The 12,168-nt window shown below is 63.1% G+C and carries 19 protein-coding genes; 13 read left to right on the top strand and 6 right to left on the bottom strand.

Annotated elements, in window-relative coordinates; genetic code table 11:
* From ACESL9_RS09870 to ACESL9_RS09850, 5 genes are all read left to right on the top strand, one after another.
* A partial coding sequence (locus ACESL9_RS09870) for an aconitase family protein (protein WP_372674775.1) occupies nucleotides 1–142 on the top strand: 142 nt, incomplete at its 5' end.
* Nucleotides 139–777 carry a hypothetical protein gene (locus ACESL9_RS09865; protein WP_372674774.1) on the top strand — a complete coding sequence of 213 codons (639 nt, stop codon included), beginning with the start codon at nucleotides 139–141 and terminating at the stop codon, nucleotides 775–777. The genes ACESL9_RS09870 and ACESL9_RS09865, both read left to right, overlap by 4 nt.
* Before the next feature lie 2 nt (nucleotides 778–779).
* Nucleotides 780–1,385: a 3-isopropylmalate dehydratase small subunit gene (leuD, locus tag ACESL9_RS09860; RefSeq protein WP_372612262.1), complete on the top strand. Its 606-nt coding sequence runs from the start codon at nucleotides 780–782 to the stop codon at nucleotides 1,383–1,385.
* 380 nt (nucleotides 1,386–1,765) lie between these two features.
* The gene (locus tag ACESL9_RS09855; RefSeq protein ID WP_372612260.1) at nucleotides 1,766–2,608 is read left to right on the top strand and encodes a hypothetical protein; all 843 of its coding nucleotides are present in this window, start codon (nucleotides 1,766–1,768) and stop codon (nucleotides 2,606–2,608) included.
* A gap of 11 nt (nucleotides 2,609–2,619) precedes the next feature.
* Entirely contained in the window at nucleotides 2,620–3,666 is a 1,047-nt protein-coding gene (locus ACESL9_RS09850) for an endonuclease/exonuclease/phosphatase family protein (RefSeq protein ID WP_372612258.1), read from the top strand.
* Here the strand turns inward: ACESL9_RS09850 and ACESL9_RS09845 are convergent.
* Nucleotides 3,640–4,503 carry an epimerase gene (locus ACESL9_RS09845; protein WP_372674773.1) on the bottom strand — a complete coding sequence of 288 codons (864 nt, stop codon included), beginning with the start codon at nucleotides 4,501–4,503 and terminating at the stop codon, nucleotides 3,640–3,642. The genes ACESL9_RS09850 and ACESL9_RS09845 overlap by 27 nt on opposite strands.
* A gap of 95 nt (nucleotides 4,504–4,598) precedes the next feature.
* Here ACESL9_RS09845 and ACESL9_RS09840 point away from each other — a divergent pair, with 95 nt between their 5' ends.
* Nucleotides 4,599–5,495 (top strand): LysR family transcriptional regulator, encoded by an 897-nt coding sequence (locus ACESL9_RS09840; RefSeq protein WP_372674772.1) that lies wholly within the window; start codon nucleotides 4,599–4,601, stop codon nucleotides 5,493–5,495.
* A 98-nt stretch (nucleotides 5,496–5,593) separates the two neighbouring features.
* On the opposite strand, the gene ACESL9_RS09835 is transcribed toward ACESL9_RS09840, so the two are convergent.
* Nucleotides 5,594–6,310, bottom strand: coding sequence for a response regulator (locus ACESL9_RS09835; RefSeq protein ID WP_372612252.1), 717 nt, complete (start codon nucleotides 6,308–6,310; stop codon nucleotides 5,594–5,596).
* Between the two features lie 161 nt (nucleotides 6,311–6,471).
* Here ACESL9_RS09835 and mce point away from each other — a divergent pair, with 161 nt between their 5' ends.
* Complete coding sequence (gene mce, locus ACESL9_RS09830; RefSeq protein ID WP_372612250.1) at nucleotides 6,472–6,876, top strand: methylmalonyl-CoA epimerase; 405 nt, start codon at nucleotides 6,472–6,474, stop codon at nucleotides 6,874–6,876.
* Entirely contained in the window at nucleotides 6,876–7,160 is a 285-nt protein-coding gene (locus ACESL9_RS09825; protein ID WP_372612248.1) for a DUF1467 family protein, read from the top strand. The genes mce and ACESL9_RS09825 overlap by 1 nt, the downstream gene beginning before the upstream one ends.
* Nucleotides 7,161–7,183: 23 nt before the next feature.
* Here ACESL9_RS09825 and ACESL9_RS09820 read toward each other — a convergent pair whose 3' ends face one another.
* The 3 genes from ACESL9_RS09820 to ACESL9_RS09810 form a co-directional block, all read right to left on the bottom strand.
* On the bottom strand, nucleotides 7,184–7,873 hold the full coding sequence (locus ACESL9_RS09820; RefSeq protein WP_372612358.1) for an EI24 domain-containing protein: 690 nt from the start codon (nucleotides 7,871–7,873) through the stop codon (nucleotides 7,184–7,186).
* On the bottom strand, nucleotides 7,870–8,448 hold the full coding sequence (locus tag ACESL9_RS09815) for a nitroreductase (protein WP_372612246.1): 579 nt from the start codon (nucleotides 8,446–8,448) through the stop codon (nucleotides 7,870–7,872). Before ACESL9_RS09815 ends, ACESL9_RS09820 begins: the two co-directional genes overlap by 4 nt.
* Before the next feature lie 74 nt (nucleotides 8,449–8,522).
* On the bottom strand, nucleotides 8,523–9,629 hold the full coding sequence (locus ACESL9_RS09810; RefSeq protein ID WP_372612244.1) for a class II histone deacetylase: 1,107 nt from the start codon (nucleotides 9,627–9,629) through the stop codon (nucleotides 8,523–8,525).
* A gap of 104 nt (nucleotides 9,630–9,733) precedes the next feature.
* Between ACESL9_RS09810 and ACESL9_RS09805 the strand changes: the two genes are divergently transcribed.
* Nucleotides 9,734–9,988 (top strand): DUF167 domain-containing protein, encoded by a 255-nt coding sequence (locus tag ACESL9_RS09805; RefSeq protein WP_372612242.1) that lies wholly within the window; start codon nucleotides 9,734–9,736, stop codon nucleotides 9,986–9,988.
* A 15-nt stretch (nucleotides 9,989–10,003) separates the two neighbouring features.
* Here ACESL9_RS09805 and ACESL9_RS09800 read toward each other — a convergent pair whose 3' ends face one another.
* Entirely contained in the window at nucleotides 10,004–10,240 is a 237-nt protein-coding gene (locus ACESL9_RS09800; RefSeq protein ID WP_372612240.1) for a hypothetical protein, read from the bottom strand.
* A 165-nt stretch (nucleotides 10,241–10,405) separates the two neighbouring features.
* Between ACESL9_RS09800 and ACESL9_RS09795 the strand changes: the two genes are divergently transcribed.
* The 4 genes from ACESL9_RS09795 to ACESL9_RS09780 all read left to right on the top strand — a co-directional run bounded on the left by ACESL9_RS09795 (nucleotide 10,406) and on the right by ACESL9_RS09780 (nucleotide 12,108).
* Entirely contained in the window at nucleotides 10,406–11,110 is a 705-nt protein-coding gene (locus ACESL9_RS09795) for a M48 family metallopeptidase (RefSeq protein WP_372612238.1), read from the top strand.
* Between the two features lie 26 nt (nucleotides 11,111–11,136).
* Nucleotides 11,137–11,502: a YigZ family protein gene (locus tag ACESL9_RS09790; RefSeq protein ID WP_372612236.1), complete on the top strand. Its 366-nt coding sequence runs from the start codon at nucleotides 11,137–11,139 to the stop codon at nucleotides 11,500–11,502.
* A 73-nt stretch (nucleotides 11,503–11,575) separates the two neighbouring features.
* The gene (locus ACESL9_RS09785) at nucleotides 11,576–11,848 is read left to right on the top strand and encodes a DUF6455 family protein (RefSeq protein WP_372612234.1); all 273 of its coding nucleotides are present in this window, start codon (nucleotides 11,576–11,578) and stop codon (nucleotides 11,846–11,848) included.
* Complete coding sequence (locus ACESL9_RS09780) at nucleotides 11,845–12,108, top strand: DUF6455 family protein (RefSeq protein ID WP_372612232.1); 264 nt, start codon at nucleotides 11,845–11,847, stop codon at nucleotides 12,106–12,108. The genes ACESL9_RS09785 and ACESL9_RS09780 overlap by 4 nt, the downstream gene beginning before the upstream one ends.
* The last annotated feature ends 60 nt before the right edge of the window (nucleotides 12,109–12,168 follow it).

The following is a 12,168-nucleotide window of genomic DNA, read 5'->3' as shown; positions in this document are numbered from 1 at the left end:
GGAACGCTGTGCCTCGACCTCGAACCGCAATTTCGAGGGGCGGCAGGGCTACAAGGGCCGCACCCACCTGATGAGCCCGGCCATGGCCGCGGCGGCGGCTGTGACCGGTCATCTGACGGATGTGCGGGAGATATTCGAATGAGCTACGATGTAAAATGGATTGTACAAAGAGGATACTCGATTGATGCACAGCTTATTGCTGATGGGTTGAGTTTTGACGCGTTTGACCTCATCGAGCGGAGTACTGATGCAAAGACTAGCCAGAAAATTAAGAATAAAATTGTTGGCCGCCTTGCAAAAGAGTTCAGTTCTGATTGCCTTGAGCAAGGTTTGGATGTCAAAGCGATCCAGTATGGCTGTTACTGCATTGCCGTTGGCACTGGGTTTGAGGTTGACTATAATATTCGCTCAAGCCGGATTGTTTATGTAGGCAGTGGGAGTGTTTATGGAAGGATAAAGAGTCACCTTGCGGGAAAGCTCTTTGATTTTGCAAGTATTCTGCGCTCAATTCCCCTTCGATTTTATGTCTGCGATTTGAGCGGCTTGGAGAACGGAAAGTTACTCCAAAGATCGTTGGAGCAAAAATTACTGAAGAAGTTTCATGATGAAATTGATACGGGCCTTCCGCTGCTCAATTCGAGAAACGCAAAAATCTCAGATGATTGTGCTGATTTTGATAAAGGTTGGGATTATCCAGTTCAAAAAGAACGCGGGGCGAAGACTACTAACTGGCTTTTGAAGCCCTACGATACGGAAGTATGGAAAGGAGCGCTGTAGAAATGGAAAAATTCGACAAACTGAGCGGGATTGCGGCGCCTTTGCCACTGGTCAATATCGACACCGACATGATCATCCCCAAGCAGTTCCTCAAGACGATCAAGCGGTCGGGGCTGGGGGTGAACCTCTTTGACGAGATGCGCTATGACCGCGAGGGCAACGAGATCGCCGATTTCGTGCTCAACAAGCCCGCCTATCGCGAGGCGCAGATCCTTGTCACGGGCGACAATTTCGGCTGTGGCTCGTCGCGTGAACATGCGCCCTGGGCATTGGCGGATTTCGGGATCAGGGCGATCATCTCGACCAGTTTCGCCGACATCTTCTACAACAACTGTTTCAAGAACGGCATTCTGCCGATCGTGTTGCCGCAAGAGCAGGTCGATGCCCTGATGTCGGATGCCGAGAAGGGGGCCAATGCGCGCATGGAGGTCGATCTCGAGGCGCAGACGGTTACCACCTCGGATGGCGAGGTGTTCGGTTTCGAGATTGATCCGCATCGCAAGCATTGCCTGATCAACGGGCTGGACGATATTGGCCTGACCCTGGAAAAGGCTGCCGCGATTGACGCGTTCGAAGCGCGTGCCAGCGCAGAGCGGCCCTGGGTTTGAACACGCCATGGTAGAATCACCTGGACCGCCCTCCATCTGGGCGGTTTCGGGGCTCTTGGCACTCAACCGATCCGGGGCAGGACGGTGGCAAATCCGTGGCCTCTGGTAGGATTGACGGCACCGCCTACCATATCTGGTAGGTCAGCCGACGTCCGTCACTTTTTCGCTCCATTATTGATGCATTCTCGCACCACTCGCACCTTCAAATTGCCTGAATACTGACGTGTTCTTAACCATGTCTTGAGCCGAAACGCGAAAGAAGGCAAAAATTGGGCGAGAATGAGGCAACCCGCGACAAGAAGCGGGATCAAGTTGGAACAAGGGACCGGCATCGCACCGGCCCCGGCCAGTTTGAAGGGAATGGGGCAGTGGTATCCCGAATGACAGGCGCGTTCCTGCGTGCGGCGCTCATGGTATTGATGATTTCAATGCCGTCGCTCTTTCTTCAGGACGTCAGTTCGGACACGACGCAGATCGTCGTTCTCGTGGCCATTCTTGCCTTTCTCATGACGTTCGTTGAGTATTTCAGCGAGTATCCCAGCATGATCGAGTTCCGGTTCGCGCCGCCCTTCAACAGGCTGCGCTTCGGCGCACTCTTCCTGACGATCCTTCTGCTGTCGCTTATATTCGGCAGCAAGGCGATGCCCACGGATATCGGGATGTTGGCCGCCCGCCTCGGTGGGCACCTGGGCAATGCGATGGACTTTCCCTATTCGCCCGTGCGGCTGGTGGTGCTGATGCTGCCCGCGGAGGCCGACGCATCGGTGGTGGCGTCGGTGCGGATGGCGGCGGGGCTGTCCTATACGATGTCGATCCTGTTGCTTTTCGTCTTTCTCAGCCTTGTGCGCCTGTTCGGTTGGCCCACCCGTCGAGGGGCGTTCAATGTCTGGATCAACCTGCCGATGTTCGACCCGACCGGAGGCGGCGACGTGATGCGGCGGCTCAGGCGGGACGCGGCTCTTAACATTGTGTTAGGGATTTTGTTGCCATTCTTGATTCCGGCGCTCATCAAGGCGTCGGCCAGCCTGATCGACCCGATCACGATGGAGAACCCGCAAACCCTGATCTGGACGATGAGTGCATGGGCCTTCCTTCCCGCAAGCTTGATCATGCGTGGCATCGCGCTGAGCCGTGTGGCGGACCTGATCGCGGAGAAGCGCGCCCGCGCCGATGCGCGGGCAAAGGCGAAAAGCGACGAAAAAGAGCGATTCCAAACGGTCTGATCGCCTTTTCCATGCTTTGCGTCTTCGCGGTCGCGGGGCGGGCCGAAAGCTTTCGCGTGGCGAGCTTTCACGCCGATCTTGCGCGCAAGGGGCCGGGGCTCCTGTTGCGCGATATCCTCAAAGGGGATGAACAGGTCGAAGCGGTGGCCGAGGTCATCGCGCGGGTGCGGCCTGATCTGCTGTTGCTCCTGGATGTCGACTTTGATCTCGAGGAGCGCGCCCTCTCTGCGCTCACGGCGCGCGTGGCGGCGGCGGGTCATCGGTTCGAGCATGTGTTTACCCGGCGACCCAACAGCGGAAGGGCCACCGATCTCGACCTGGACGGAGATGGGCGCCGGGGCGGCGCGGGCGATGCGCAGGGCTTTGGCCGCTTCGCGGGGGAAGGGGGCATGGCGGTGTTGTCGCGCTGGCCGATCGGCGAGGTGACGGACCTGAGCGGGCTGATCTGGGGGGCGTTGCCATGGGCGATGTATCCCGAGGTGGATAAACGGCCCTTTCCTTCGCCAGAGGCAAAGGCGGTGCAGAGGCTGTCTTCGGTCGGCCATTGGGTCGTGCCGGTGGAGACGCCGGGCGGGCAGGTGACGCTGGCGGCGTTTCACGCGACGCCACCGGTTTTCGACGGGCCCGAGGATCGCAATGGCAAACGCAACCACGACGAGATCATGCTGTGGCGGCACTGGATGGACGGAGCGCTTGGGCCCGCACCGGATGGGCGTTTCATCATCCTCGGCGATGCCAATCTCGACCCGGTGGATGGGGAGGGGTTGAAGCAGGCGATCATGGGGCTGCTGGGCGATGTGCGCCTTCAGGACCCGAAGCCGACAAGTGCCGGTGCCATCGCCGAGGCCAACCCCGAACACAAGGGAGACCCGGCGCTGGATACGGTGAACTGGCCCGGGCCTGATCCGGGCAATCTGCGCGTCGACTACGTGCTGCCCTCGGCGGATTTGCGTGTGCGGGCGGCGGGCGTATTCTGGCCCGCGCCGGGCGAGGACGGGCACGCGCTGGCGCGAGAGGCCAGCCGTCATCGGCTAGTCTGGGTCGACCTGGAGTTCTGAAAGGGCCGTTTCGGGCGGGGCGGCGGTGAACTCCGGCAGGAGCGCTGCGAATTTCGCGCCGTCAAGGCTATGCGGGGTGTCCCAGAGATAGCGCATTTCGAAAAGGTGCCTGATGAAAGGCATGAACGGCTGGGCAAGACGCAGCGGCCACCATTTCATCGGCTTCACGCGGATCTTGTGTCCGCGAATGCGGGCGAGGATCGCGGCTATTTCATGACCGGTGAGGGTGTAACCGGGGAAGGGGACATCCTCGAACCGGGCGAGCCTGTCGCGCCGTTCGGCCAGCATCACGGCGGCGCGGGTGAGATCGGGAAGAAAGGCCCATGCGTGGGGGATGTCGGGGCGCCCGGGATAGGTGAGCGCGCCCTTGGGAACCGTGGGCAGCATTATCCGGTCGAGCCAGTTGCCCGAGGCCGTCGTGTCGATGAAATCGCCTGCGCGCAGAAGGATGGTGCGCACACCGTCGCGGCAGTAGGCGTCTTCCATGTCACGGCGGATGCGGCCCAGCGGGTTTCCGGCGCGGTGCGCCGTGTCCGGGCCCCAGGGCGCGGGGGTATCGGGGCCGAAGACATAGACATTGCCGGGCAGGATCACCGTGGCATCATTTTCCAGCGCGGCCTTGCGGATGCGGGCATGCAGGTTGGGAACCTGATCGGCCCAATCTTCGTAGCTGGGGTTCCAGGCGGCGACGATCACGTCGGCATTCCGGGCCGCGCGATCGAGCTTGTCGGCCTTGCGGTCGAACTGGTGGGTGGTCCAGCCCGCGTCCTGAAAGGCGCGCGTGGCGTGGCGTCCGAAGCGACCTGAGCCGCCAAGTATGAGAGCTGTTCCGGGCATTGCGGTCTCCTGTGATTGCGTGGTCCGGGAGGAATTTAGCCATCTCATGGTGAATGGGAATTGCCGTTTTTCGATCATATGATATTCATTACTGAATGGATAAATCCGTTCGCGATATCGACTGGTCGCAGATGCAAGCCTTCCTCGCGGTGGCTGAAGCGGGTTCGCTCAGCGCAGCGGCCCGGGTGCTGGGGGTGAGCCAGCCGACACTGGGTCGGCAGATCAGGGCCATGGAGGAACAGACGGGTCTGACCCTGTTCAGGCGGCAACCGCGTGGGCTTGACCTCACGCAGGATGGGGCGGCACTCCTGCCTCACGCGCGGGCCATGCGGGACGCGATGCGCGATGTGGCGCTATACGCGGCGGGGCATGATGCGGAGATGGCGGGGGTGGTGCGGATCACCGCGTCGGAGCTGGTTGCGCATCACATCCTGCCACCGATCATGGCAGGCATCCGGGCCAACCATCCCGAGATCGAGCTCGAACTCGTGCCATCGGATCGCGCGGAGAACCTTCTGTTTCGCGAGGCGGATATCGCGGTGCGGATGTATCGCCCCGAGCAGCTTGACGTGGTGGCGCGCAGGTTGGGCGAGTTGGAAATCGGGATCTTCGCTGCGCGCAGCTACCTTGAGCGGCGCGGAAGGCCAGAGTCGCCTGAGGCCCTCCTCCAGCATGACCTGATCGGCTATGACCGCAGCGAGCTGATCCTGCGGGGGATGCGGGCCGTGGGGTTCGACCTGACCCGCGATGCGTTTTCGACGCGCTGTGACAACCAGGTGACCTACTGGGAATTGTTGCGCGCCGGCTGTGGCATCGGGTTCGGTCAGCGCCATGTCGCGCGGATCGATCCGGGGGTCGAGGAGATCGACATCGGGATCGCCATTCCCGGCCTACCCGTCTGGCTGGCCGCGCACCGGCAATTGCGCCAGATCTCGCGCCTGGGCCATGTCTGGGATCGGCTGGCCGACGGCCTGGCCCCGGTGCTGCGCTGACAGGCCGGGTGAATAGCGCAAGACAGGCGGCGTGCGTCGCGGAAGCGCGATCCCGCCCGCGAGTCGTGGCGCATTGGCAAAGGCCGTGCCACCCGTCGCTATATCGCGATGCGTTCGCCGAGCCTGGCTTGTACGAGACCCGCCAGCCGCGCGATATCGCCGCGGGTGGGGGTGCCGTTGCGGCGTGTTTCGGCCAGTGAAATGGCTGCGCGCTCCAACTGGTCGTCATCGGCGCTGCGTGCCACGCCACCGATGAACTGTGCCACGTAGTCAAGCACGCGGTCGTTCTGGTCGTCGCCCAGAAGGTCGGCCGCATGGGCCATGTCGTCGCGATAGGCGAGGGCATCGGGGCGGACCTCTTCCTCGGTCAGCAACCGGGGGCCGGCGGGCTGGCGGTCGGCGGGCATCCGGGCAAGGATCATCGACTGGAAGCTGGCGATCCGTGTCACCGGCTTGGCCAGGAAACCATCGGCCCCGGCGGCCATGGCCCGGGCCTCGGCCCCGTCATCGCCGCTGGTGGCCAGAATCACGCCGATGCGCGGGGTGAGGCGGTTCAGCTCTTCGATGAGGTCGAGCCCGGACCCGTCGGGCAGGCCGAGATCGACGATGATGATCGAGGGGCGATAGACCTGAAGATGTCGGCGGGCCGAGGCGAGGCAATCGGCCCGGCGGATCCGCGCACCCGAGCGCAGGCACAGAAGGCGCATCGCCTCGCAGGCGAAGCGGCTGTCCTCGACCACGAGAACGGTGAGGCCGAGCAAGGGTCGGGTCGAGGTGGGCACGTTGTGCGGGGCGAGGCTGTTGAACTCATCCATGTCGGATCTCCTTTGGCAGCGAGGATGGTCCGAGCTTGGCGCGCTCTTGCCTAACGCAAGGTTAAGGCTGCGACAAAATCCGCAAGGTGCTTGCGTGACAGGGTTCACCACCCCATAAGATCAGGCAAACCGGCCAAGCGCCACAGCCAGGAGATTGCCCGATGATCGGTCGTTTGAATCACGTTGCCATTGCCGTTCCCGACCTCGACACCGCCGCCGCGCAATACGCGGGCGCACTGGGCGCCAAGGTGGGCGCGCCGCAGGACGAACCCGATCACGGGGTGACGGTGATCTTCATCGAACTGCCCAACACCAAGATCGAACTGCTCTATCCGCTGGGGGACAATTCGCCGATCCAGGGTTTTCTCGACAAGAACCCGTCGGGGGGCATTCACCATGTTTGTTATGAGGTCGAGGACATCATCGCGGCGCGCGATCACCTCAAGGCGTCGGGAGCGCGGGTGCTGGGCGATGGCGAGCCTAAGATCGGCGCGCATGGCAAGCCGGTGCTGTTCCTGCATCCCAAGGATTTCCAGGGCACGCTGGTCGAGCTGGAGCAGGTCTGATGGGTGTCACCTCGGCGCTTGTGCTATATGCGGTTCTGTGGTTCCTGACCCTGCTGGTCATCATCCCGATCCGCCTCAAGACCCAGGGCGACGTGGGCCAGATCGTGCGCGGCACCCAGGCGGGCGCCCCGCACGAGCATCACCTCAAGGCCAAGGCGCTGATCACGACGGTCGTGGCCTTCGTGCTGTGGGCGATCATCGCCGGGATCATCATCACCGGCACGATCACGGTGCGCGACCTGGACTGGTTCGGGCGGATGGGGCCGCCGTCGCAGGCGGAGTGAACCCGGCCCGGTCGGCAGCTGGGTCAGCGGTCTTTCAACCCGTGAAAGATATGCGTGAAGGTGGCGGCGCCGAGAATCGGGATGAAGAGATTGACCAAAGGCAGGCTGAGTGGCATCGCCATGAGTACGCCCGCTGCCCAGACCGTTGCGCGGTGGCGTTTGCGCAGAGCCTTCGCCCCCGCGCGGCCGATACGGCGCATCGCGGCAAGCTGGAAATACTCGCGCCCGAGCAGGTAGCCGTTGAGCCCCCAGAAGATGAAAAGCGCGGCGGGCGGAAACATCGCGTAGAGCACGAAGGCCAGAAGGTTCGCACCGATCAGAACGCCCATGAAATTGATCGTGTCGCGAAACTCCTCGTAGAAGGAAAGGCCCGGCACGTGGGGCAGGTGGGGGTAATGGCGATCCTCGACTGCCTGGGCCACCTCGTCGAGAAACATCGAGGTGATGGCCGAGGCCACGGGCACCATGAGAAAGACCGACAGCACCAGCATGACGAACAGTGATGACCATGATAGCAGGTCATTGAGCCATTCGACCCGGCCCAGCACGTCGAAGTAACCGTCCGGGCCGACGGTGAGGTCGACCAGCCAAAGCAAACCGGCATAGGCCGCGACCAGCAGCGCAAGCGTGAGCGCGACGCCGATCATCAGGACCCTGCGGAACCGGCGGTCGCCGATCTGCGCCAGGGCGCGGGCAAAGCTCGACAGGATCAGTCCGAAAGCCATGTCGTGATTGCCTCGATATCAGGGCGCGGTCGCTCGGGCGGGGCGCTGGTTTCGGTGGCGATGTGAATGAAACCCGCGATGCTTTCGTTCTCGCCAAGGCCCAACCCGGCGCTGCAGAACCCGCGGTCATGGGCGGCGAAACCAGTGAGCCAGTTGGCTCCCCAGCCCGCCGCCAGGGCTGCATTGAGCAAGGCCAGACACACCGCACCAGCGGAATAGGATTGCTCGATGGCGGGGATCTTGGGCGAGGGTTTGCGGGTCTCGACCACGGCGACGGCAAGCTGGCCCTGGTCGAATTGTTGCCGGGCCTTGGCGATATCATCGTCGGCCTGCCCCTCGGCGCGGGCGCGCGATTCGGCAAGATCGGCGAGCCGCGCCATGGCGGGCCGCTCGATCACGATGAAGCGCCACGGCTCGAGCTTGCCATGATCGGGGCTGCGTGCGGCGGCGGTGAGCAAGGGCATCAGGTCGTCGCGCGTGGGCGCGGGGGTGGTCAGGGTCTTGGCTGGGCGCGAGCGGCGGCTCAGCAGGAAGTCGAGCGCAGCCGGGTTGGGGGCGGGCATGGGGTGGTTCCTTTCGCGTCGGGATTCATACCGGGCCAGGCGCTGGCGGTGGGGGTGGTCGGATGTCGGGCCTTTCAGCCCCTCAGTTCACTTTCGAAGTCCGAGATCAGGTCGGAAAAGAACGCCTGCTGCCGGGCATTGGGCTGTCGTTTGGCGACGGTGGCGGCCAGCGGGTCGGGCGCGGCGCGGGTCGAACCTGACAATTCCTCGAGCACCGCGTGGCCGCAGAAGGGCACGTAAGCCTCGGAATAGCCGCCTTCGTGAACCATCACCAGCTTGCCGTCGCAGACGCGCTTGGCAAGATCCCTGACCCTGGCGGTCATCGCGCGATAGGTTTCCTGGGTGCACAGCATGTGGGCGATCGGATCGAAGGTCGAGGCGTCAAACCCGCAGGCGACGATGATCACGTCGGGCTGATAGTCTTCGAGTTTCGGTAGAACGAGGCGGTCCATCACTTCGAGATAGGTGTTGTGGCCTGCCCCCGGGGGCAGCGGGATGTTCATGTTGTAGCCAGTCCCCGCGCCGGTGCCGCGATCGGTGATGTCGCCGGTATCGGTGGGATAATTGTATTCCTCATGCACCGAGATCGTCAGCACGTCGTCTCGGTCATAGAAGATTGCTTCGGTACCGTTGCCGTGATGCACGTCCCAGTCGACAACGGCAAAGCGGCTGGCCTGGCCGGCGGCGATGGCAGCCTCTATGGCGATAGCGATGTTGTTGAGCAGGCAAAACCCGTTGGGCCAGTCGGGCAGGCAGTGATGCCCCGGCGGGCGCGAAAGCGCATACGCGTGTTCGAGATCGCCGTCGAGCACCTGGCGCAATGCCTCTTTCGCCAGCCCCGTCGAGAGGGCGGCAATCTCGAACCCGCCCTTGAGGAACGGGGTGCGCAGGCCCAGCTCACCGCCGCCGGCATCCGAGGTTTCCTTGAATTTCGTGAGGAAGCTTTCGGGATGCACGCGCGCCAGATCGCCCCATGTGGCCTGCGGGGCGGACTGCATCGCAAGATCGTTCACTATACCCGTGACTTCCATCAGGTTCTTGAGCCGGCGCTTGGTTTCGGGGTGTTCGGGCAGACCGCCCGCCACGAGCGGCTGCACGAAATCCCCCACGGGCAGGGTAAGCGCATAGGCCCCGCCGCCGTGCCAGAAACATTTCTCATCCCAGAAAAAGCCGGTTGTCATGTCTGTCCCTTCCGAATCCTTTCCGGGATTTGGACTTGGGCGGCGCGAAAATGCAACCTCGACGCGGTGTTGATCGATCGGGTAAAGCGATCTAGATCGGGCGCATGTCCGATCCCGACCTTTCCCATCTGGCCCGTCCGGGGACCGAGATCGCGGTGCGTGTCACGCCCAAGGCGTCACGCAACCGGATCACCCACGAGGCCGGGACGATCCGGGTCCATGTCACCGTGGCGCCGGAAAGTGGCAAGGCCAATGTCGCCGTGCAAAAGTTGCTGGCCAAGGCGATGGGGGTGGCAAAGTCCCGGCTGGTCCTGCTGCGCGGCCAGACCGCGCGCGACAAGCTTTTCCGCGTCGATTGAAGCGGGTCGTGCGCGTCACTTCCTGGGCGGAAGCGTATAGACCCCCTCGGGCAGGTTGAGTGCCGCACCGAGGTCGCGCACCTGCTGCATTGAGAGAGTGATCTTGTGGGTCTTGTCGATGCGTGGATCGTATTGTTCGACGGTGACACATTCGGCAAAGGCGTTGACAATCACATCCTCCTGCAAGGGTGCGGGCCCCTGATCGACGAGGGTGACGACGGTCGAGTCGAATTCGTGTTCGATGGAAAACATGCACCTACAATATTCCGCCGACGGCAGTGTGCAAGCCTTGAGTTTCCGGGATAATCGAGGAAGATGGCCGCTCGGGTTGCACATTCGGGATCACCTTCGCATGCTGGGGGGTGGATCAGGGCCGGATGCGGGCCACGTTCCACAGACAGCAACAAGGATCGAGCGATGCGTATTCTGGCCGGTTTCATTCTGATTGTCGGGCTTGCGGGCTGCATGGCCCCGGCGCCGCCGCAATCGCCGATGTCGAACGCCGCCGCAGACCCCGATGCGCGGCCTTCGGCGCAGAGGGCTGCAAAGCAGTTCGTCGATGTGGTGGAGACGGTCGAACCGGTGGCCGAGCGCGAATGCCGGGCGCGGCTGCCGCGGGCCAATTGCGATTTCCTCATCGTGGTGGATGATCGCCCGGGCCAGCCGCCCAATGCCTTCCAGACGCTTGACAAGAACGGCCGACCGGTTCTGGCCTTTACGCTGGCGTTGATCGCGGATGTGCGGAATATCGACGAAATGGCCTTTGTCATGAGCCACGAGGCGGCGCATCACATCGCGGGGCACCTGCCGCGCCAGCAGCAGAACGCGGCGGCAGGGGCGATGATCTTTGCGGGGCTTGCGGCGCTGACCGGGGCGGATGCCAGCGGGGTGCGAACCGCGCAGGACCTGGGCGCGGCGGTGGGCGCGCGCAGCTATTCCAAGGAATTCGAACTCGAGGCCGACGCGCTGGGCACGGTGATCGCGCGAAAGGCGGGGTATGATCCGGTGCGCGGGGCCGAATTCTTTGCCCGGATTCCGGATCCGGGAAATCGCTTTCTGGGCACGCACCCACCCAATGCCGCGCGGATGGAAACGGTGCGGCGGGTCGATTCGCGCCTGTGACGGTGTGTGATGCGGTGACAGGCAACATGCTTCAGCTTGAAAATGTCGTTTCCGACCGGGGCTCGAAATACGCGGTCTCGGGCGGCGTGGTGCGCTCGCGCGCGGAGGTCGACGGGTTCCTGAAAGGGCTCAAACGGATGCGGAAATACGCCAGGGCGACTCATAACAGCTGGGCCGTGATGCTGTCGGACGGCACCCCGATCAAGGGCGATGACGGCGAGAGCGGGGCGGGAATGGTGATCCTGCGGATGCTGGAACGCGAAGGTCTGCACGATCATGTGATCGTCGTAACGCGCTGGTATGGCGGCACAAAACTGGGCGGAGACCGGTTTCGCCGAGTGCAGGATTGCGTGCGGGCCTATCTCGATGCGCGGGCCGGCGGGGCGGGTTGATCCGTGTCAAGGACGAGGGTTGCGGCGGGGCGTTAGAAGAAGGTGACGCAACGGTCCGAAAGGAGCCTTGACGATGAAACCTCTTGGCGACATGCGGCGCCATTTCTGGATGGTTCAGAAAATGGCACGGGCGCAGGGCCTTGACCTTGCGGGGGCGATGGCGCGTGGCGATCTGGACCAGGCGGAGTGGGCCGACATCGTGAAGCGCTGCCAGGGCTGCGACGGGGCAGCGTATTGCGCGCGGTTGCTGGCAGGCGACGGGCCGGGCGAACTGCCCGGATATTGCTGCAACCGCGAGCCGTTCCGGATCCTCCTCGCCGACCAGATCATGGGAGAAAACGCATGAAAGACAATGCCTTACCTCTTGGAAGCCCCGAGCTTCACTTCTGGCTCACCCGGTCGGTTGCCCGCGCCATGGCGGTCGATCTGAGCGCGGCGATGGCGTGGGGTTTGCTGAGTGCCGAGGACTATGCGGGCATGGTCACGCGCTGCCGGACCTGCCCGCATGTGGCGCATTGCACGGCCTGGCTGGGCACCGGGGCGATGCAGCAGGGCAAGCCGCTCGATGCCTGCGCCAACCGCGAAATCCTGGAGAGATTGCAGTAGCCCGGCCTGCGGATATCAACGGTTTCTTCACCGGGGTTAACGGCGGCGAACTGTGCGATT

This window comes from Aquicoccus sp. (assembly GCF_041686535.1).
Lineage (GTDB): Bacteria > Pseudomonadota > Alphaproteobacteria > Rhodobacterales > Rhodobacteraceae > Aquicoccus.
Note: the sequence above shows the minus strand (reverse complement) of the source record. Positions and strands in the feature narration are given on the sequence as shown.